This is a genomic window from Methylobacterium sp. D54C, from assembly GCF_053345595.1.
Genome location: NZ_JBKFAK010000002.1, coordinates 90,675 through 109,824, shown reverse-complemented (window position 1 = coordinate 109,824; position 19,150 = coordinate 90,675). Strand labels below are relative to the sequence as shown.

The following is a 19,150-nucleotide window of genomic DNA, read 5'->3' as shown; positions in this document are numbered from 1 at the left end:
CTTCATCGGAACGCATCGCTTGCCGGCAATTCGTCGAAGATAGCGTTCACGCCTCAGGTGCAACGATATCAATCGGCGCCGAACTCCTAAGCTCGGACGAGACATACCAGCTGTCCCACTGCGAAAATTGCGCAAATACTCGATGGTAACCCTTAGATACGAGCATTTCCTCAACGGCGCGCTCTGTCTTCGGATTATTCTCGACCGAGAGGGTTCGGAATTTGTGCCTGAAACTGTAGGATGATAGGATCTCCAGCTCGCTGCCCTCCGTGTCGATCGACATATAGTCGATGATTTCAGGTGCGCCGTACTGATCCAGCAAGTCGTCCAGGGAAATCGTCTCCACCGCGAGGCGCGCACCCCGCTTTCGGGTCTCCGAGAAATGATCGGCGTCGGAAAACGCCTCCATTCCACTCAACTCGGGATCCGCGTCGTCAGTCGCGAGGAAAGACACCGTCTCTCCGGATCTGGAAGAGACACATCGTGTCTCGATGAATGCATCCCTGTTCCGCATCAGCTCCCGATGCCAGACCGGATTGGGCTCTGCCAAGATGCCCTTCCATCCGAGCTTCTTCTCGAGTAACCACGTGTTGCTGTTCTTTAAACCGTTTGTCGCACCGAACTCGACGAAGAATCCATCCGACTTCTCGCCGAGCTCAAAACAGACCCATAAGTCTTGCAGGATCTGCGATCTCGATCGGTCTCGGCGCGCTATGCAATAGTTTAGGAATCTTATGTCGTTATCGATGACGAACGGCCGCATTTCCGGTCGATTCAAGCGCACCGCATTGAATATGTATTTCTGAGAGACCGGCAGCCTCGAAATCCGCGCGCAGAGAGGCGCGACTGCTGAGCGCATCAAATGTTTGGCAATGCTCACATTATCCACCTTTACCTGCAGCCTGTGCACTGTAGAGAACAGAAGCTGAAAGTCATCTCGCGTTGACGTTGAGCGGCGGCGAGGCCCGGCCGCGTTCGAAACCCCCTCGACCTTCACCATGCCCGACCCAGATCGCAAATAACCTCTTTCGGCGATGACCCGCCCGTACATCTGGACGACCCGCCGGAGCGCGCCGCCCGACTCCGTACGACTACAGACCCGCGGCCGCACCGGCGGCACGCACGGTGCATTCGTGAACGTCGTCACGTTTCCCGATGCGGAACACGCCGCCATGGCGGTGCGTCACCGGTTGCGGGCACGCTCCGGCCGGAGAGGACTCACACGCTTGATCGACGCCGGAAGCCAGACCGCGAGTGCCTCCGATGCCGCCGCATCGGTCGCCGGGTCGATCGCGGCCGTCACGCGGCGGCTCGATTCCCTTCCGATGACGCGGCTTCACGCGGCGGCGCTCGCCGTCTGCACGCTGGGCCTGTTCACCGACATCGCCGAGGTCGCCCTGAGCAACGCCCTGGCGGCCATCTTCCTCGCGCCGCCCCACAACATGCCGCGGGGCAGCCTCTCGCTGCTCCTCGCCTCCGTGTTCGCCGGCGGGGCGGTGGGCGCACCCGTCTTCGGGATGCTGGGGGATCGCCTCGGCCGCAGGCGCGCGCTCCAGGCCTCCCTCGCGCTGATGGCCGCCGGATCGCTGGCGGCCGCCGCGAGCCAGGGGCTCACGGCGCTGACGATCGCCCGGACGGTCTCGGGGTTCGCGATCGGCGGATTCCCACCCTTGGTCGCCACCTACCTCGCCGAGGTGACGCCCGCGCGCCGACGCGGCGCGACGCTGCTGGTCTGCGCCGGACTCGGGCTCCTCGGAGGCCTGGCCGCGATCGGCCTGGTCCAGATGATGGCACCGGCCGCGCCGCTCGGGATCGAGCCGTGGCGCTGGGCGCTGATCCTCGGGGGCGCCCTGGCGGCGCTCGGCGGCGTCCTGTTCGCGCGGCTGCCGGAATCGCCGCGGTGGCTCGCCTCGGTCGGGCGCTCCGCCGAGGCCGACGCCGCCTGCCGCCGGTTCGAGCGCGCGGCCGGCCGGAGCCGGGTCGCCGCCCCCGCCGACCCGGACACGGACCCGCCCGCGACCGGGCCCGCGGGGTTCCGGGGCCTGTTCGCCGAGACGCGCCAGCTGCGCCGGACGGCCCTGTTCGTCGGCCTCTACACCCTCGCCCCCCTGGCGACGATCGCCTTCCCGCTGCTCAGCGCCGTCGTGATGGTGGAGAAGGGCTTCAAGGTCGATCAATCCCTCGTCTTCGCCGCGCTGTCGATGCTCGGCCCGCCCCTGGGTACCCTGCTGACCGCGCTGGCGATCGACCGGCTCGAGCGGCGCGCCGTCCTGACGGCCCTGGCGGCGGCGATGGCGGCCCTCGGCACGGCCTTCGCCGCGAGCGGCACGTTCCTGACCCTGGTCCTGGTCGGCATCGCCTTCAACACCGCGGCGGCGACCTACGGCAGCATCCTCGCCGTCTACGCGACGGAGCTGCTCCCGACGCCGCTGCGGGCTTCGGCCATGACCTGCGCCTGGGCCGGCGGCCGGGTCGCGGCCGCGCTGGCGCCGATCATCCTCCTGCCGATCCTCTCGGCCTACGGGCCGCACGCGATGTTCGCGGTGATCACGCTCGTCCTCGCGGCGAGCGCGGCCCTGCTCCTCGCCGGACCGCGCGGCCTGTCCGGGCAGGCCCTTGCTTAGGGAAACCCGGAAGCGCGGGTCTCCGACCCGCGGCGCCGCGCCGGATGGCGTCGGTTGCCAATCCGGCAAGATTCACACGATAAAGTTGCGCAGGCGGCCGGACGGAACCGCCGGGCACGCCGGGGGTGTCACACGTGTCTAGCCCGGTGCTCGTCCCGAGCCTCGTCGAGACGACCAGCCACGTCGACCCCAAGCAGGCCTTCGAGTTCTGGCGCTGCACGGCCCTGGCCGGGTTCGGCGACATCGGCCGGCGGCACCCCCGGGAGCGGTTCGCGGCCAAGCGCCTGAGCGTGGCCTCGGCCGGCTGGGCGCTGACCCACACGGTGAGCAGCCCGGTCGCGGTGGAGTTCCGCTCCCGCCACGTCGACCGGAACGCCCGCAGGATGGTGGTGATCGGCCTCGCGCTCGACGGCGTCGGCTACCAGGAACAGAACGGCCGCGGGGCCCAGCTGACCCCCGGCGACATCAGCTTCCTGACGCGGAACCGGCCCTTCGTGGCCGGCACCCAGAGCGCCTACGGCGAGATCCGCCTCGCCGTCCCGCGCAAGATGTTCGAGGCTTTCGTCGGCGACGCCGACGCCTTCGCGGGCCGCAGCCTCGGCCCGCTCCCGGCCGGGGCGGAGGTCCGGGCGCGGCTGCGCGGGGTGGCCGGCTCGGTCGCCTGGATGTCCGCCGACGAGGCGCAGGCGGCCGTCGAGGGCGTGCTCCACCTCCTCGGCCATCTCGTCGACGGCGCGGCCCGGCGCGGCGATCCGGAGGCGGTCTCGCGGGCGGCCGTGGTGTCGCTCGCCCGCGCCCATATCGCGCGGCGGATGCACGACCCCGACCTGAACCCGCAGGACATCCAGCGCGCGCTCGGTCTCTCCCGGACCAGCCTGTACCGCGCCTTCGCGGAGACCGGCGGCATCGCGGCGGCGATCCGCGACGCGCGCCTCGACCTCGCGCGCCGGCGCCTCGAGGCCCGCCGCGACGACAAGCTGCGGATCGCCTCGATCGCCTACGCGTGCGGCTTCACCGACGTGCCGACCTTCAACCGCGGCTTCCGCAAGCGCTTCGGCTTGGCCCCGGGCGACCTCCGGCCCGCGCTCCCCTAGGCGAGGCGCGTCGGGCGCGTCAGCCCGCGGCGGCGAGATCCGCCCGGTCGCGGACCTGGGCGGGGAAATCGAACACCGCGTCCGCGTGGGCGATCGTGGCCGGGCGGTGGGCGACGATGACCCGCGTCATCCGCAGGTCGCGCAGTGCCTGGGCGATCACCGCCTCGGTGGCCTCGTCGAGGTGGCTCGTGGCCTCGTCGAGGAACAGGATCTCGGGCCGCCGGTAGAGGGCGCGCGCCAGCACGATGCGCTGCTTCTGGCCGCCCGACAGGGTCGAGCCCATGTCGCCGACGAGGCTCTCGAAGCCCATGGGCATGCGGCGGATGTCGTCCAGGATCGCCGCCCGGGCGGCGCACTCGGCGATCCAGCCCGCGTCCGGATGCTCGTCGAAGGCCGCGATGTTCTCGGCGATCGAGCCGGCGAACAGGCCGTCGCTCTGCATCACGCCGGCGATCCGGCGCCTGTAGGACCCGGCGGCGGTGCGGATGTCCTGGCCGTCGGCGGTGACGGTCCCCTCGCTGGGCGGCGTCAGCCCCATCATCACCTTCATGAGCGAGGTCTTGCCGCAGCCCGAGGGACCGGTGATCGCGAAGCAGGCACCGGCCCGGACGGACAGCGAGACGCCGCGGAAGATCCAGGGCTCGTCGGCCCCGTAGCGCAGCGCAAGGCCCGCGCCGGCGAGCGCTCCGGCCTTCAGGGCGACGACCGGGGGCGCCCCCGGCTGCGCCCCGGCGGCGAGATCCTGCTCCTCCGGCTCGCACAGCACGATGTCGGCGAGCCGGTCGGTCTGCACGTCGAGCATGCGCAGTTTGAACCACGCGTCGATCAGGCTGCCGATCCGAGTGGCGAACTGGTCGCGATAGGCCAGGAACGCCACCAGCATGCCGAGCGACAGGGACCCGCCGATGACCGCGCGGGCGCCGAGCACCAGCAGGATCAGCCGGTCGAGGCCGAACAGGAACTCGTTCGCGCGGCCGAACACGAGGTCGAGGCGCTGCAGCCGCAGCCGGGCGTTCAGGGCCGTGACGAAGTGGTTCATCCAGGCGCCGCCGCGCCGCTCGCGCAGGTCGAGGAGCTTGACGCTCGCCATGCCGCGGACCGTCTCGATGAAGTGCGTCTGCTGGCGGGCCTCGGCCACGAGGGCCTCCTCGCTGCCCTCCCGGTAGGCGCCGTAGGCGAAGACCCGCAGGACCGCGTTGAGCGCCGTCGAGGCCAGGACCACGGCGACCAGCCAGCCGCCGTAGACCGTCAGCATGGCCAGCATGCCGACCGCCATGAGCCCGTCGAGCATGGCCTGGACGAGGTCGGTCGTCAGGCCCTTCTGGATGGTGGCCAGGGAGCCGAACCGCGAGATCACGTCGCCGACATGGCGCTTCTCGAAGTAGTCGAGGGGCAGCCGCGACAGGTGGTCGAACAGGCCGGCAGACCACTGGTAGTTCAGCCGGGTCCCGGCCAGCATGATCGCCCAGGTGCGGGCGATGCTGAGGCCGAGCTGGAGCAGCAGCAGCAGCGCGAGGCCGATCGCCACCACGAGGAGCAGGTCGTGGTCGGCGTTCACGATCACCTCGTCGATGACGACCTGCGAGGCGATGGGCATCAGGAGGGCGACGAGCTCGATCCCGAGGGAGAGGGCCAGGACCTGGGCCAGGGCGGCGCGGATGCCGGCCATGTTGCGGAACAGGTCGCGCAGCCGCAGGCCCGGGGCGGCCCGCTCCCGCCGGAAGCCCGGATTGGGCACCGCCTCCAGGGCGACGCCGGTGAATTCCCGCGAGGCCTCCGCGAGGCTGACCCGCCGCCGGCCGCGGCCCGGATCGTTGATGACGAGGCCGCCGCGCTCGACCCGGGTCAGCACCACGAAGTGGTTGAGGCCCCAGTGCAGGATGCAGGGCAGCCGGAGCCGGGGCAGGTCCGTGAGCTCGACCCGGAGCGCGCGGGCGGTCAGGCCCTGGGCGCCGCAGAGGTCGATCAGGTTGCGCAGGGTCATGCCCTTGAGGGACAGGGGATGGCGCCGCCGCAGCGTCGCGAGGTCGATCTGGCGCCCGTGATAGGCCAGGACCATGGCGAGGCAGGCCATGCCGCACTCGGCGGCCTCGGCCTGGAGGACGACCGGCACCCGGCGGCGGAGCCCGAAATCCAGCCGGGCGGCGAGGGACGGCGCCGTCACGGGGCGGCCTTCCGGACCGGCAGGGCGTCGAGGCCGCCGCGCGTGACGAGGGCGAGGCTCTCGCGGACATGCGTCACGGGATCGAGCAGCCAGCGGTAGAGCGACCGCTTCTCCAGGGCGATGTCGGCCTCGACGCGCATGCCCGCCTCGAGGCTGCGCCGCTCGCCGTAGGCCAGCACGGTGTCGGAATCGGGCCGGACCACGATGCGGTAGAGGTCGGTCCCCTCCCCCCGGGCGGCGGCGCGCCGCGCGAAGTCGGGCGCGTCGTCGCTGCCCAGCGGCGCCCGCGTGACCTCGGTGACGACGCCGCGGTGCAGGCCGAAGCGCTGGAACGGGAAGGCGGCGTAGCGCAGCATCACGGGCGCGCCGGCCTCGGCGAAGCCGATGGCCGACGAATCGACGAACAGGTTGGCCTGGAGGCGCCCGGCGCTCGGCAGCAGGGTCAGGAGCGTCGCCCCGGCCGCCACGGTCTGGCCGACCTGCGCGCGGATCGACGTCAGGGTCCCGGCCTCCGGCGCCCGGACCTCGATGGCGCGGCGCGCCTCGCTCTCGGCCTTCTGCTGCGCCAGCTGGGCGGCGGTCCGGTCGAGGTCGGCGAGGTCGCGGGCCAACCGGTCGTCGTAGGCGGCGAGCTGGGACTTCGTGTCGGCGAGCTTGCCGTCGATCTGGAGGCGGCTCTGCTGGAACTGGGCGAGCTGCGCGCTCGCCTGCATGTAGAGGTAGTTCTGGCTCTGGAAGTCGGCGGCGCGGGCGTAGCCGCGCGCCACGGCGTCCGCGAGTTCCTCGACCCGCGCCCGGAGCGGCGGAACCAGCTTGTCCTGCAGGTCGATCTGCTTGGCGAGCTGGGCCGACTGCTCGCTCAGATTCGCCACCTGCTCGCGCAGCGCCTGCCGCTCCGTGCCGGCCAGATCGGCCCGGGCGGTCCGCTGCCGCTCGACGCTCTGGCGCTGGCGCTCCAGCTCGGCGATGACGCGCTCCTGCGTGGGGCCGCTCGCCGACACGGCGTCGAGGTCGATCGTGTACAGGAGCTGCCCGCGCGCGACCTTGTCGCCCTCGCGGACGCCGGTCGAGCCCACGCGCCCCGCCACCGGGCTGGCGAGGCTGATCAGCCCGATATCGGGCGCGAGCAGGCCGACGGCGTGGATGCGGCGCGTGTAGGTGCCCTGCCAGGCATACAGGCCGACCGCCGCCACCATGATCACGCAGGCCGCGGCCACGATGCGGACCGGCAGAGGCTGGATAATCTGCGCCTCGCCCAGCCACGCGTTGCGTCGCGCCTCGATAACCTCAAGTCGAAAGAGCGGACTTGGCACCCGGAGAAAGCAACCTTCCTGAAGGAGACAGCCGTATTCGAGGGCAATGCTCAGCGCATCTGCCACCTTACTCGGTCGCATCACGGGAGTTTCATGTCAACACTTGCCGACACGGCGAATTTTGAATAATCCTGCCCGCGTCAGAACGTCGCGCCTGCGTTTAAAACCGTCTGTTTTCCAACGGCTTATTCCAATTCGCCGTCGAGCTTACTTCGCAGCGCAGCAGGACGTCAGTTTTTGCATCATCGCGTGCTGCGTTGCGAAAACTCGACGGCGTGAGACGCGGTGAGACGCGCCGCTTCGCAGCGCGGGCGGCCGCAGTGCCGACAGCGTCTGGAGCACGGCCCGGGAAAGACAAGGCCTGTCAGTTTTTGCGCATTGGCCGGGCTCGATCGTCCGCGAGCATTATCGGCTGGCCATGACCGATTGACACGAAGCACATCTCTGTAATCCTAAAGGCAGGTGCCGACGTCCAAGGCGCCTAGACGCTACGATCAGGCAATAGATCGAAGCAAATAACCTTCTACCTGAATCTCAATCTGGAGAACGATCATGCAGGACAGCATCGATACCGTCCGCGAGCTGAGCGCCGCCGAGCTGGACCAGGTTGGCGGTGGCCTCGGGGTCGGCCTCACTGTCGGCCTCGGGGTCGACGCGAGCCAGGAGCTCGGTGCGGTCTCGGGGGTCGTGGGCCAGGTCGGCGGTCTGGTGAGCGGCCTGGTGGGCAGCGTGCTCGGCGCGGTCGGCGGTGTCGTCGGCGGCGTGACCGGCTCCCTGCGCTGACGGTCTGACACCGGGAGGGCGGCCGCGGGGCCGCCCTCCTCCGTCGCGGGGCGTGACCGCGACGACACCAGAATCACGGGCCCGCATGGACAGAACAGCCGAGAGTTCAGGCGAGAGTTCGGCCGAGACGTTCGCCTACGCCACCAGCGGCAGCGCCGGGCATCTCTCCGGCCGCCCCGAGCTGACCTGCTACGCGCCGAGCGACCGCGGCCTCCCGGAGGTCACCTTCATCGATTTCCGCTTCCCCACCGGCGGGTGGAGCACGCACGCGGTCACGGGCCTCGAGGTCGCCGCCAGCACGCAGCCCGCGGGGGCGCACCACGCGGTCGATTACGAGATCGCGGCGCGGCTGAGCGAGCGCGAAGGCCTGCTGGTCCGGCGTCCCGGCCTGAACGGCACGACCCGTTGGGCGGGCCCGTATGCCGGCCGCGTCCTCTCCTTCTCGGCCGCCGCCGTCGAGCGGCTGGCCGAGGCGCCGATCGGCAAGATCGCCTTCGCGGCGGACGGGCGCGATCTCCGCGCCTGCCGCAGCACCTGGCACATCCTCGACGCGCTGGCTTGCGCGCACCGGGACGACCCGTCGCCCGACGCGCTGCTGATCGAGAGCCTCCACCTGGCGATCCTGCGCTCGGTCGTCGCCGCGCGCGCTCCGGACCGGTCGGCAGCGCCCGACCTCTCGGCGTCGCAGGCCGGGCGGGCCTGCGCGTATATCCGGGAGCACCTGGACCGGGAGATCACCGTCTCCGCCCTGGCCGGCATCGTCGGGCTCAGCGAGGGCTACTTCATCCGGGCCTTCCGCCAGACCACCGGGGTCACGCCCTACCAGTACATCATGCGCGAGCGCGTCGGCCGGGCCGAGGCCCTGATCCGCTCCGGCGCGGGATCGATGGCGGAGGTCGCCGCGCGATCGGGCTTCACGAGCGCCAGCGCCATGAGCCGCACGTTCCGGAAGCTCGTCGGGCGCTCGCCGACCGGGCGCACGGCCGGCCGGCGCGCCTGAGGCGCTACCCGGCGGCCCGCCCCGCTCCCCCGCGGAACAGGTCCTCCATCTCGCGCCGGACGCGGATCGCCTCCTGATCTGCGTCGAAGGCGACGTCGCTCCAGCGCACGGCCCGGCCCGCGGGCACGTCGTTCTTCAGGACCATGTTGTGGGCGAGGCCGATCGGCAGGGCGTCCTGCGCCAGGGAATCCGCCGCCGGCATCAGCTTGCCGTAGACGGTGAACCCGCCCTCGCCGTCGAGCCGCTCCCCGGCCCGCAGCGCGCGCTTGGCTGTCGCGGCGACGTCGCCGCGCCAGTCGCCCGTCGCCCCCGTGGCCTCGCCGCGGACCGCGATGGAGGCGACCGAGATGCCGAGCTCGAGCCCGATCAGGTGATAGGGCTTGTAGGTCGCGGCGAACCGGCCGCTCGAATCGGTCTTGAGGCCATATTGCGCGAAGCAGTCGCGCACGTAGGCGCTCGGCGCCTCGAACACCGCGTAGACGCCCCAGCGCAGGTCCCGGAAGACCGGCCGCCCGTCCCGCTCCACCGACGAGACCACCTCGACGGTGCCGCGCTCGGTGAGGAGGCCGCCATCCGCCGCGGGCTTCAGGACGCTCGGCAGGTCGTCGACGCCGCAGGGCGGGAAGGCGAGGCCATCGCGCGGCGGGGTGAGCCCGCAGGCATTGGCCACCGCGGCCATCTCCAGCGCCGACTTGGTGCCGTCGAGGAAGGAGTTGAACATCTGCGGGTTGAAGTCGCCGCCCGCGACTTGGCTCTCGCTGAAGCCGTAATGGCCCCAGACCGTGTCGGGCGTGGAGGCGTGGTAGGCCGGGAGGTACTTGGTGCCCTTGCCGGCGCAGATCACCTCCAGCCCGATGGTGCGGGCCCAGTCGACCAGTTCGGCGATGAGCGCCGGCTGGTCGCCCGAGGCCATGGAGTAGATCACCCCGGCCTCGGCCGCCCGGCGCGCCAGCAGCGGCCCGGCCAGCACGTCGGCCTCGACGTTGACCATGACGATGTGCTTGCCGTGCGCGAAGGCCTTGAGCGCGTGGCGGATGCCGGCGGCCGGGCTGCCGGTGGCGTCGATGACGATGTCCACGAACGGGCTCGCGATCATCGCGTCGGCATCCTCGGTCACGAGGGTCGTGCCGCCGCGCGCGGCCTCCTCCAGCCCCCGCGCGGCGAACCGCGAATCGTCCCAGCCGACCCGGCGCAGCGATTCGCGCGCCCGGTCGGGCGACAGGTCGGCCACCGCGACGAGGTGGATGCCGGGCGTGCGCGGCGCCTGCGACAGGTACATCGAGCCGAACTTGCCGGCCCCGATCAGCCCGACCCGGACGGGCCGGCCCTCGTCGGCGCGCCGCTGCAGCTTGGCGGAAAGGGACATGGGGCGTTCTCTCCCTGGGTGGCGCGCGGTCGGGACCGGGCCCCGCCGCGCTCGCCGCGTCGTTGGACGGGGACCTAGCGCGGTTCCCGATGCCGTTGAGGCCTGCCGGATGAAAAGACGGGGGGTCTGTTCGGGCGACGCGCCGCCCCTTTCTCCCGTGCGGGAGCGGGGCGGGGTGAGGGATCGGGTCCCTCCGCCTCGGGCCGCCTCGGGCCGCCTCGGGCCGCCTCGGGCCGCCTCAGGCTGCCTCGGCCCGGCTCTGCGCCTCCACGTCGAGGAGCCAGTGCCGGAAGGCCCGGATCTTCTCCAGGGCCCCGTCGCGCTCGCGGTAGCAGATGAAGTGGAGGTCGCGGGTCAGGCTCGCGACCCGATCGCCGCCGAGGCGCACCAGCTGCCCGGCGGCGAGCTCGTCCCGGGCGAACCGCAGGGTCTCCAGCGCCACGCCGAGCCCCTGAACGGCCGCCGAGATCACCAGCGAGCCCCGGTCGAAAGCCGCTCCGGCTGCCCCGGTCGGCAAGGGTAGGCCGTTATGGGCGAACCAGTCCGGCCAGCGGACGGGGCTGAAGGACGAGTCGAGCCGGGTGAAGGGCCCGATCGATCCGGCCGCGTCCGGCCGCGCGGCCCGGGCGACCTCCGGCGCGCAGAGGGCGGCGATCTCCTCCGGGCCGAGGGATTCGACGGTCAGGCCGGGCCCGCGCGGCGGCCGGCCGTAGGCGATCAGGATGTCGATCTCCTCGTGCCGCCCGAGATCCACCGGGTCGGCGCTGGTGGAGAGGCGGATGGCGATGCCGGGATGCGCCTCCACGAAGGCGGGGAGCCGCGGCCCGAGCCACTTCGCCGCGAAGCTCGGCGTGCAGTGCACGGCCAGCGACGTGGGCGACGGCGGGCTGAGGTCGGCGCAGACCGCCTCGATTGCGTCGAAGGCGCTCGAGAGCCCGGCCAGAAGGCGCTGGCCGTCGGCGGTGAGGAGCGCCTGGCGGTTCGCCCTTCGGAACAGGGCGCGCCCGAACCAGCGCTCCAGCGCCCGGATCTGGTGGCTCACCGCCGAGGGCGTGAGGTGCAGCTCCGCGCTGGCGCGGGCGAAGCTGCCCAGGCGCGCGGCCGCCTCGAAGGCCCGCAGGGCGGAGAAGCTCGGGATCCGGCGCATGCGCAATCCGTGAATTGAATTCATGGAAAGCGTGAAAAATCGTCGTTTGTCAACGCGCGGATCCGGCAGGATAGTGCCGACCACGACGCGATCGGCGGCCCGGTCCGTACCCCGACGAAAGGAGACGCCATGCTCGACGATCACGCCCACGAGGCGGCCGTCGCCCTCGACCTGCCGAACGACGATGCCGGCCGCAGGCGGACCTCGATCTACCAGCCCGAGCAGGCCGGCCTGATCTTCCCGGAGATCCCGGACTTCGCCGACCACGCCGAGGAGCGGGACTACCGCAAGAAGCACCTCGTGGCCGCCTGCCGCGCCTTCGCGATGCACGGCTTCGACTACGGCTTCGCCGGCCACCTGACGATCCGCGACCCGGAGCGTCCGGAGCTGTACTGGACCAACCCGATGTGCGTGCACTTCTCGCAGGTGCGGATGTCGAACCTGATCCTGGCCGACCACAAGGGCCGCGTGGTCGAGGGGCGCCACGCCATCAACCGCGCGGGCTTCGTCCTCCACGCCGCCGTGCACGAGGAGTACCCGGAGGTCATGGCGATGTGCCACGCGCACACCACCTACGGCACCGCGTGGTGCGCCACCGGCCGACCGCTGGAGATGATCAGCCAGGACGCGGCGGCCTTCTACAACAGCCACGCCGTGATCGGCGCCTCGGCGGGCGCCGTGGCGGTGGAGAAGGAGAGCGGCCTGTCGGTCGCCCAGCAGATCGGCCGCAACCGCGGCGTGCTGCACCAGAACCACGGCCTGCTGACCTGCTCGCAGCACAGCATCGACGACGCGGCCTTCTGGTTCATCGCCCTGGAGCGGGCCTGCCAGCAGCAGCTCCTGGTCGAGGCCTCCGGCATCAAGCCGCAGCTCCTCTCGGAGAAGACCGCCCGCTACAGCCGCGAGCACGTCGGCAGCGACTACATCGGCTGGCTCCACTTCCAGACGCTCTACAGCCACATCGCCGAGACACAGCCCGACATGTTCGCCTGAGGCCGGCACCCGCCCCGCGCGGGGGCCGCGAGACATTGAGGGCCGGCCGCGAGGCCGGCCCTCTCGCTATGGGCGGTCCGCCGGGCTGCGCCGCCCCTCGTACCGGGCCCGCGGCCGGATCAGCGTCCCCTGGCGGCCCTGCTCCATGGCGTGCGCCGCCCAGCCCAGGCTCCGGCCGAGCAGGAAGATCGTGAACGGGGCGCTCCGCGGCAGGCCCGCCGTCCGGACGAGCGCCGTCAGCGCGAAGTCGATGTTCGGCCGCGCGCCCGTGGCCTCCGCGGCGCAGTCCCGGACGGCGTCCAGCAGGGGGTCGGCGGGCAGGACCGCGCCCAGGGCTGCCGCGCGGACGTCGCCGTCCGGGTAGAGCGGGTGGCCGAAGCCCGGCAGCGCGCCGCTCCGATCCAGGCAGGCGCGCACGGCCGCCCTCGGGCCCGTCGCGGCGGCCTCGTCGACGAGCCGCAGCACCGCCGCCGCGGCGCCGCCGTGGCGCGGTCCCGACAGGGCGCTCAACCCGGCCATGAGGCAGGCCGCGATCGGCGCGCCGGTGGAGGCGGCGACGCGGGTCGCGAAGGTCGAGGCGTTCAGCTCGTGATCGGCCAGCAGCACCAGCGCCTGACGGACCCGGCCGGCGGTCGCGGCGTCGAGGGACCAGAGCCGCGCGAGGCCCTGATGCAGGGGCGCCCGGCCTTCGGGGATGCCGCAGGACGCGGCGAGATGCGCGACGGCGCGGCGCGCGTCGCGGCACAGGCGGTGGTGCCCGCGGCCCAGCGCCGCTTCGGCCTCCTGCAGAAGCCCGGCCAGCGCCAGGAACGGCGTCGCGGCCGCGTCGGCCGGAACCTCGAACAGCGTCGCCTCCGGGCTGTCCCACAGGAGGTCGGCGGTCGCCTCCAGGCTCGCGTCGCGGGCGAACGCCACGGCGTCGCGGCCGCGGTAGATCAGGCTGCCCCGGTGGACGGTGCTGATCGCGGTGACGACCGACGGCTCGCCCCAGGCCATGGCCCCCGCGGCGATCGCCGCGCTGGCGCGGCTCCGGCCGCGCCGGTCGGCGAGCGTCGCGACGTCGGCGGCCCGGTACTGGCTGTGGCGCCGGCCCGGCGCCCGCCGCGCCTCGATCAGCCCGCGGCTGACGTAGGCGTAGAGCGTCTGGGCCCGGATCCCGAGGGCGTCGAGGGCTTCGGCGCGGTCCAGCCATTCCGTCATGTTGATCAGATGTATCAAGATTGATCGATCCGTCGATGGCCGGCAGCCTGCGCGAACCGATCGAGGGCCGCGACCATGCGCGAACGACACGCCGACCACGAAGCCCTGGCGCCGATTCTCGCGGAGGCGCTGGCCGCCCTGGCGCTGCCGCCCGAGGCCCGGGACCGGCTGGCGGTGACCGGCACCGGGAGCCTGCCCTCCTGCTTCCCGGTCACCGCGCTGGCGACGGCGTCGATCGCCGCCACCGGCCTCGCCGTCTCCGAACTCCTCGGCCTCTCCGGCCCCGCGCCCGCCGTCGCGGTCGACCGGCACCTGGCCTCGGCGTGGTTCGGCACCTCGGTGCGGCCGCAGGGCTGGACGCTGCCGGCCGCCTGGGACCCGATCGCCGGGGACTACCGGGCGGCGGATGGCTGGATCCGGCTGCACACCAACGCGCCCCGTCACCGCGCCGCCGCCCTCGCAATCCTCGACTGCACGGGCGAGCGGGAGGCGGTGGCGGCCGCCGTGGCCCGCACGGCGGCCGAGGACCTGGAAGGGGCGATCCTGCGCGCCGGCGGCTGCGCGGCGGCGATGCGCGGCCCCGACGACTGGCCGAGGCTGGACCAGGGCCGGGCGGTCCGGGCCGAACCCCTCGTGGCGGTCGCGGAATGGCCCGTCCAGCACCGGTCATCGTGGCGCCCGGACCCGGCCCGTCCCCTCGCGGGGATCAGGGTCCTCGACCTGACCCGCATCCTGGCCGGGCCGGTGGCCACGCGCGTCCTGGCCGGCCTCGGGGCCGACGTCCTGCGGATCGACCCGCCCGGCTGGGACGAACCGTCCCTGGCGCCCGACGTCACCCTGGGCAAGGTCTGCACGCGCCTCGACCTCCGGCAGGTCGACGACCGCCGGCACTTCGAGACCCTGCTCGCCGAGGCCGACATCCTCGTGCACGGGTACCGCCCGGACGCCCTGGAGCGGCTCGGCTACGGCGCGGCGCGACGCCGGGCACTCAACCCGGACCTGATCGACGTCGCGCTCTGCGCCTACGGCTGGACCGGACCCTGGGCCGGACGGCGCGGCTTCGACAGCCTCGTCCAGATGGCGACGGGCATCGCGGCGGCCGGGCAGCGGTGGAAACAGGCCGACCGGCCGGTGCCGCTGCCCGTCCAGGCGCTCGACCACGCCACCGGCTACCTGATGGCGGCGGCGGCCGTGCGAGGCCTGATCGCCCGGCAGCGCGACGGGCACGCCGTCACCGCGCGACTCTCCCTGGCCCGGACCGCGCGCCTGCTCACGGACCATCCCGGCAGCGCGCCGGGGCCCGCCTTCGGCGGATATCGGGACGCGGATTACGCCCCGGAGATCGAGGACACGGCGTGGGGACCTGCCCTCCGGCTGCACGCGCCCGTGCGGATCGAGGGCGCGCCGCTGCGGTGGGATCGCCCGGCCTGCGATCTCGGCACGACGGAGGCCGCACAAGTCAGACATTTCGGCAGCGCGCGCTTGTCCGGCTCGAAAGCCGCTCCGGGGAGCAGAAGCGCTATAAATTGACCAATCGCGGGAATGTTTTTGCAGCCTCCGCGCGGCGGAACGCTTGACACCGATCTATGTTATCTGGCAATTCGCTTTCATGATCTGTAATGCGTTTTGTCGGCGTTTTTAATACTAGGTTTAAGTGAAGATTTAATAGTCAGCTTTCTTAAAATCTGCACATATCGACCGAAGACCGAAAATAATACCACCGTTTACGTCAAAGCGCACCCGGTTCGCCGAACCCGTCTCGCACTGTGCCAGACGGTCCGACACCGAGAAGGATGACGATGAACGAGTCTGCCCCGGGCCACCCCATCCTGCGCGACGTTCCGATCGGCATCGCCGCCACCGGGATGCGGCACGAGACGGACTCGATGGGCGGGATCGACGTGCCGGCGGACCGCTACTGGGGCGCGCAGACGCAGCGCTCGCTCCAGCACTTCTCGATCGGCGACGATCGCATGCCCAAGCGGGTCTACCACGCCTACGGCTACGTCAAGAAGGCCGCCGCCCTGGTCAACGCCGCCGCCGGCCGCCTGGAGGATTGGCGTGCGCAGGCCATCGTCCAGGCCGCCGACGAGACGATCGCGGGCAAGCTCGACGCGCACTATCCGCTCTACGTCTGGCAGACCGGCTCCGGCACCCAGTCCAACATGAACGTCAACGAGGTGCTGTCGAACCGCGCGATCCAGCTCCTCGGCGGTGTGCTCGGCTCCAAGAGCCCGGTCCACCCGAACGACCACGTCAACATGGGCCAGTCGTCGAACGACACCTTCCCGACCGCGATGCACGTCGCCACAGTGCTCGAACTCGACGAGGTCCTGCTCCCCAAGGCGCGGGCGTTGGCCGACGCGATCGACGCCAAGGCGCGGGCCTGGATGGACGTGGTCAAGACCGGCCGGACCCACCTGCAGGACGCGACGCCGCTCACCGTCGGCCAGGAATGGTCGGGCTACGTGGCGCAGATGCGCGACGCGCTGGCCCTCGTCGAGGCGTCGCGCGCCGGGCTGTACAAGCTGGCGGCCGGCGGCACCGCGGTCGGCACCGGCCTCAACGCTCCGGAGGGGTTCAGCGCGGAGATCGCCGCCAAGATCGCCGATCTCACCGGCAAGCCGTTCGTCACGGCGCCCAACAAGTTCGCCGCGCAGGGGTCGCTGGACGCCATGGTCTCCGCCATGGCGGCGGTGCGCGGGCTCGCGGTCGCGCTGATGAAGATCGCCAACGACATGCGCTGGCTCGCCTCGGGGCCCCGCTGCGGCCTCGGCGAGCTGCTGCTGCCCGCCAATGAGCCGGGCTCCTCGATCATGCCCGGCAAGGTCAACCCGACCCAGTGCGAGGCCCTGGTGATGGTCTGCATCCAGGTGATCGGCGAGGACAACGCGGTCGCCTTCGCGGGCTCGCAGGGCAACTTCGAGCTCAACGCGATGCGCCCGATCATCATCAACAACACGCTGCATTCGATCCGCGTGCTGGGCGACGCCTGCGAGAAGTTCCGGACCTACTCGGTCGCGGGCACCGAACTCAACCGGACGCGGATCGACGAGACCGTGAACCAGTCGCTGATGCTGGTCACGGCCCTGTCGCCGGTGATCGGCTACGACCTCGCCTCGAAGATCGCCCACCGCGCCAACGACGAGGGCACGACCCTGCGCGCGGCCGCCCTGGCCGAGGGCGTCCCGGCCGAGCGCTTCGACGCGGTGTGCGATCCCAGGACGATGATCGGCCACGGGCTGGCCGGCGCCTGAAGCGCGCCGGGACCGTCCGTCCGCCCCCCCTCAGCTGAGCGAGACACCATGAGCACGAAGGTCGCCGATCTGTTCGTCCGGGCGCTGGCGCAGGCCGGCGTGAAGCGCATCTACGGCGTGGTCGGTGACAGCCTCAACGGCCTGACCGAGGCCCTGCGCCAGGACGGCTCGATCGCCTGGATCCACACGCGCCACGAGGAGAGCGCCGCCTTCGCGGCCGGCGCCGAGGCGCACCTGACCGGCGAGCTCGCGGTCTGCGCCGGATCCTGCGGGCCGGGCAACCTGCACCTGATCAACGGCCTGTTCGACGCGCACCGCTCCCGCGTGCCCGTGCTGGCCATCGCGGCCCAGATCCCCTCGGCGGAGATCGGCCGGGGCTACTTCCAGGAGACGCACCCGCAGAACCTGTTCCAGGAATGCAGCCACTACTGCGAGCTGGTCTCCTCGCCGGCCCAGCTGCCCGGCGTGATCGAGACCGCGATGCGCGTCGCCATCGCCGAGCGCGGGGTCGCCGTCGTGGTGATCCCCGGCGATGTCGGCCTCATGGCCATGCCGGGGAACGCGCCCGAACTCTCCGCCGCCCTCGTGCCGCCCCCGCCCGTGGTGCGCCCGCGCGAGGCCGACCTCGACGCGCTCGCCGGGATGCTCAACGCGGCCGGGCGCGTGACCCTGTTCTGCGGCCGCGGCTGCGCCGGCGCCCACGCGGAGCTGCTGCAGCTCGCCGAGGCGCTGAAGGCGCCGGTCGTCCACGCGCTCGGCGGCAAGGAGCACGTCGAGTGGGACAATCCCTACGACGTCGGCATGACCGGCCTGATCGGCTTCTCGTCGGGCTACCGGGCGATGCTCGACTGCGACACCCTGCTGCTGCTCGGCACCGGCTTCCCCTACCGCCAGTTCTACCCGGACGACGCCAAGGTCGCGCAAGTCGACCTGCGGGCCGGGAGCCTCGGGCGCCACTGCCGGATCGATCTCGGCCTGATCGGCGACGTCGGGGAGACGATCGCGGCGCTGCTCCCGAAGCTGCAGGCCAAGACCGACCGGGCGCATCTCGACGACAGCCTCGCCCATTACCGCAAGGCCCGCGCCGGGCTCGACGCGCTGGCGGTCGGCAAGCCCGGCGGCAAGATCCACCCGCAATACGTCGCCCGGACGCTCAGCGAGGCGGCCTCCGAGGACGCGGTCTTCACCTTCGACGTCGGCACGCCGACGATCTGGGCGGCGCGCTACCTCGCCATGAACGGCAAGCGCCGGCTGATCGGCTCGCTGAACCACGGCTCGATGGCCAACGCCCTGCCGCAGGCGATCGGCGCGCAGGCGGCCTATCCCGGGCGGCAGATCATCTCGTTCTCCGGCGACGGCGGCTTCGCCATGCTGATGGGCGACCTGCTGACCCTCAACCAGCACAAGCTGCCGGTGAAGATCGTGGTGCTGAACAACGGCACGCTGGGCTTCGTCGAGATGGAGATGAAGGCGGCGGGCTTCCTCGAGACCGGCGTCGAGCTGGTGAACCCGGACTTCGCCGCCATGGCGAGCGGGGCCGGCATCTTCGCCCGGCGCGTGGAGGACCCGGCCGCGCTGCCGGACGCGATGGCCGCGATGCTCGCCCATGACGGCCCGGCGCTGCTCGACGTCGTCTCGGCCCGCCAGGAGCTGTCGATGCCGCCGAAGGTCGGCCTCGAGCAGGTGACGGGCTTCGGGATGTGGCTCGCCCGCGCGGTCATCGACGGGCGCGGCACCGAGATCATCGACCTCGCCAAGACCAACCTCTGGCGCTGAGGCGCCCTTCCGAAGCCGGAGCTCTGCCCGATGATCCGCTGCGTACGCATCTGGACCGGTGACGACGACAATTCCTACTTCGAGGAAGGCGTCATCGACCTGCCCCACGGCGAGCGCGGCGACATCCTCAGCGGCACGACCGACGTGGTCTCGATCTCCTTCCGCGAGACCCAGGCCGGCGGGACCTACGCGTGGCACGCGGCGCCGACCCGGCAGTTCGTCATCACCCTGCGCGGCACCCTCGACTTCCAGACGAGGGCCGGCGCGCACTTCACGATCCGCCCCGGCGACATCCTCATCGCCGAGGACACGGCCGGCTCCGGCCATTCCTGGCGCCTCGTCGACGACGAGCCCTGGTGCCGGGCCTACGTGATCCTCGCCCCCGGCGCCGAGGCCCGGCTCCCCTTCGTCCCGAACAAGACCGCCTGAGGAG

The 19,150-nt window shown here is 71.8% G+C and carries 15 protein-coding genes; 9 read left to right on the top strand and 6 right to left on the bottom strand.

Features of this window, described 5'->3' with window-relative positions; all coding sequences use genetic code 11:
• Nucleotides 1–46: 46 nt before the first annotated feature.
• Nucleotides 47–1,000, bottom strand: a complete 954-nt coding sequence (locus tag ACLBYB_RS05720; protein ID WP_447698203.1) for an FkbM family methyltransferase — start codon at nucleotides 998–1,000, stop codon at nucleotides 47–49.
• A 325-nt stretch (nucleotides 1,001–1,325) separates the two neighbouring features.
• Here ACLBYB_RS05720 and ACLBYB_RS05715 point away from each other — a divergent pair, with 325 nt between their 5' ends.
• Both ACLBYB_RS05715 and ACLBYB_RS05710 read left to right on the top strand, forming a co-directional pair.
• Nucleotides 1,326–2,624: an MFS transporter gene (locus ACLBYB_RS05715; RefSeq protein WP_244540748.1), complete on the top strand. Its 1,299-nt coding sequence runs from the start codon at nucleotides 1,326–1,328 to the stop codon at nucleotides 2,622–2,624.
• Between the two features lie 134 nt (nucleotides 2,625–2,758).
• Entirely contained in the window at nucleotides 2,759–3,718 is a 960-nt protein-coding gene (locus ACLBYB_RS05710; protein ID WP_447698202.1) for a helix-turn-helix domain-containing protein, read from the top strand.
• A 19-nt stretch (nucleotides 3,719–3,737) separates the two neighbouring features.
• Here ACLBYB_RS05710 and ACLBYB_RS05705 read toward each other — a convergent pair whose 3' ends face one another.
• A complete protein-coding gene (locus tag ACLBYB_RS05705; RefSeq protein ID WP_447698201.1) occupies nucleotides 3,738–5,882 on the bottom strand; it encodes a peptidase domain-containing ABC transporter in 2,145 nt (714 codons plus the stop codon).
• A complete protein-coding gene (locus ACLBYB_RS05700) occupies nucleotides 5,879–7,195 on the bottom strand; it encodes an HlyD family efflux transporter periplasmic adaptor subunit (protein ID WP_447698200.1) in 1,317 nt (438 codons plus the stop codon). The genes ACLBYB_RS05705 and ACLBYB_RS05700 overlap by 4 nt, the downstream gene beginning before the upstream one ends.
• A 552-nt stretch (nucleotides 7,196–7,747) precedes the next feature.
• On the opposite strand from ACLBYB_RS05700, the gene ACLBYB_RS05695 reads away from it, so the two are divergent.
• Complete coding sequence (locus ACLBYB_RS05695) at nucleotides 7,748–7,978, top strand: hypothetical protein (protein WP_012321783.1); 231 nt, start codon at nucleotides 7,748–7,750, stop codon at nucleotides 7,976–7,978.
• 85 nt (nucleotides 7,979–8,063) lie between these two features.
• A complete protein-coding gene (locus tag ACLBYB_RS05690; RefSeq protein WP_447698199.1) occupies nucleotides 8,064–8,978 on the top strand; it encodes a helix-turn-helix domain-containing protein in 915 nt (304 codons plus the stop codon).
• 4 nt (nucleotides 8,979–8,982) lie between these two features.
• Here ACLBYB_RS05690 and ACLBYB_RS05685 read toward each other — a convergent pair whose 3' ends face one another.
• On the bottom strand, nucleotides 8,983–10,344 hold the full coding sequence (locus tag ACLBYB_RS05685; RefSeq protein WP_447698198.1) for an NAD(P)H-dependent oxidoreductase: 1,362 nt from the start codon (nucleotides 10,342–10,344) through the stop codon (nucleotides 8,983–8,985).
• Between the two features lie 238 nt (nucleotides 10,345–10,582).
• Nucleotides 10,583–11,491, bottom strand: a complete 909-nt coding sequence (locus ACLBYB_RS05680; protein WP_447698197.1) for a LysR substrate-binding domain-containing protein — start codon at nucleotides 11,489–11,491, stop codon at nucleotides 10,583–10,585.
• A 129-nt stretch (nucleotides 11,492–11,620) separates the two neighbouring features.
• Between ACLBYB_RS05680 and ACLBYB_RS05675 the strand changes: the two genes are divergently transcribed.
• On the top strand, nucleotides 11,621–12,484 hold the full coding sequence (locus ACLBYB_RS05675; protein ID WP_020091015.1) for a class II aldolase/adducin family protein: 864 nt from the start codon (nucleotides 11,621–11,623) through the stop codon (nucleotides 12,482–12,484).
• A gap of 66 nt (nucleotides 12,485–12,550) precedes the next feature.
• On the opposite strand, the gene ACLBYB_RS05670 is transcribed toward ACLBYB_RS05675, so the two are convergent.
• Complete coding sequence (locus ACLBYB_RS05670) at nucleotides 12,551–13,684, bottom strand: citrate/2-methylcitrate synthase (RefSeq protein WP_447698557.1); 1,134 nt, start codon at nucleotides 13,682–13,684, stop codon at nucleotides 12,551–12,553.
• Nucleotides 13,685–13,759: 75 nt separating this feature from the next.
• Between ACLBYB_RS05670 and ACLBYB_RS05665 the strand changes: the two genes are divergently transcribed.
• The 4 genes from ACLBYB_RS05665 to ACLBYB_RS05650 all read left to right on the top strand — a co-directional run bounded on the left by ACLBYB_RS05665 (nucleotide 13,760) and on the right by ACLBYB_RS05650 (nucleotide 19,146).
• A complete protein-coding gene (locus ACLBYB_RS05665) occupies nucleotides 13,760–15,214 on the top strand; it encodes a CoA transferase (protein ID WP_447698196.1) in 1,455 nt (484 codons plus the stop codon).
• Between the two features lie 269 nt (nucleotides 15,215–15,483).
• On the top strand, nucleotides 15,484–16,941 hold the full coding sequence (gene fumC, locus ACLBYB_RS05660) for a class II fumarate hydratase (protein WP_447698195.1): 1,458 nt from the start codon (nucleotides 15,484–15,486) through the stop codon (nucleotides 16,939–16,941).
• Nucleotides 16,942–16,989: 48 nt separating this feature from the next.
• On the top strand, nucleotides 16,990–18,717 hold the full coding sequence (poxB, locus tag ACLBYB_RS05655; RefSeq protein ID WP_091676006.1) for a ubiquinone-dependent pyruvate dehydrogenase: 1,728 nt from the start codon (nucleotides 16,990–16,992) through the stop codon (nucleotides 18,715–18,717).
• A 30-nt stretch (nucleotides 18,718–18,747) separates the two neighbouring features.
• Nucleotides 18,748–19,146 (top strand): hypothetical protein, encoded by a 399-nt coding sequence (locus ACLBYB_RS05650; protein ID WP_020091020.1) that lies wholly within the window; start codon nucleotides 18,748–18,750, stop codon nucleotides 19,144–19,146.
• The last annotated feature ends 4 nt before the right edge of the window (nucleotides 19,147–19,150 follow it).

What these genes read in the sequence shown, in the direction of transcription:
- fumC (WP_447698195.1), top strand. Translation starts at nt 15,484, where the DNA reads ATGAACGAGTCTGCCCCGGGCCACCCCATCCTGCGCGACGTTCCGATC.
- ACLBYB_RS05720 (WP_447698203.1), bottom strand. Translation starts at nt 1,000, where the DNA reads ATGGTGAAGGTCGAGGGGGTTTCGAACGCGGCCGGGCCTCGCCGCCGC.
- ACLBYB_RS05690 (WP_447698199.1), top strand. Translation starts at nt 8,064, where the DNA reads ATGGACAGAACAGCCGAGAGTTCAGGCGAGAGTTCGGCCGAGACGTTC.
- ACLBYB_RS05650 (WP_020091020.1), top strand. Translation starts at nt 18,748, where the DNA reads ATGATCCGCTGCGTACGCATCTGGACCGGTGACGACGACAATTCCTAC.
- ACLBYB_RS05675 (WP_020091015.1), top strand. Translation starts at nt 11,621, where the DNA reads ATGCTCGACGATCACGCCCACGAGGCGGCCGTCGCCCTCGACCTGCCG.
- ACLBYB_RS05695 (WP_012321783.1), top strand. Translation starts at nt 7,748, where the DNA reads ATGCAGGACAGCATCGATACCGTCCGCGAGCTGAGCGCCGCCGAGCTG.
- ACLBYB_RS05670 (WP_447698557.1), bottom strand. Translation starts at nt 13,684, where the DNA reads ATGACGGAATGGCTGGACCGCGCCGAAGCCCTCGACGCCCTCGGGATC.
- ACLBYB_RS05665 (WP_447698196.1), top strand. Translation starts at nt 13,760, where the DNA reads ATGCGCGAACGACACGCCGACCACGAAGCCCTGGCGCCGATTCTCGCG.
- ACLBYB_RS05715 (WP_244540748.1), top strand. Translation starts at nt 1,326, where the DNA reads ATGACGCGGCTTCACGCGGCGGCGCTCGCCGTCTGCACGCTGGGCCTG.
- poxB (WP_091676006.1), top strand. Translation starts at nt 16,990, where the DNA reads ATGAGCACGAAGGTCGCCGATCTGTTCGTCCGGGCGCTGGCGCAGGCC.
- ACLBYB_RS05680 (WP_447698197.1), bottom strand. Translation starts at nt 11,491, where the DNA reads ATGCGCCGGATCCCGAGCTTCTCCGCCCTGCGGGCCTTCGAGGCGGCC.
- ACLBYB_RS05685 (WP_447698198.1), bottom strand. Translation starts at nt 10,344, where the DNA reads ATGTCCCTTTCCGCCAAGCTGCAGCGGCGCGCCGACGAGGGCCGGCCC.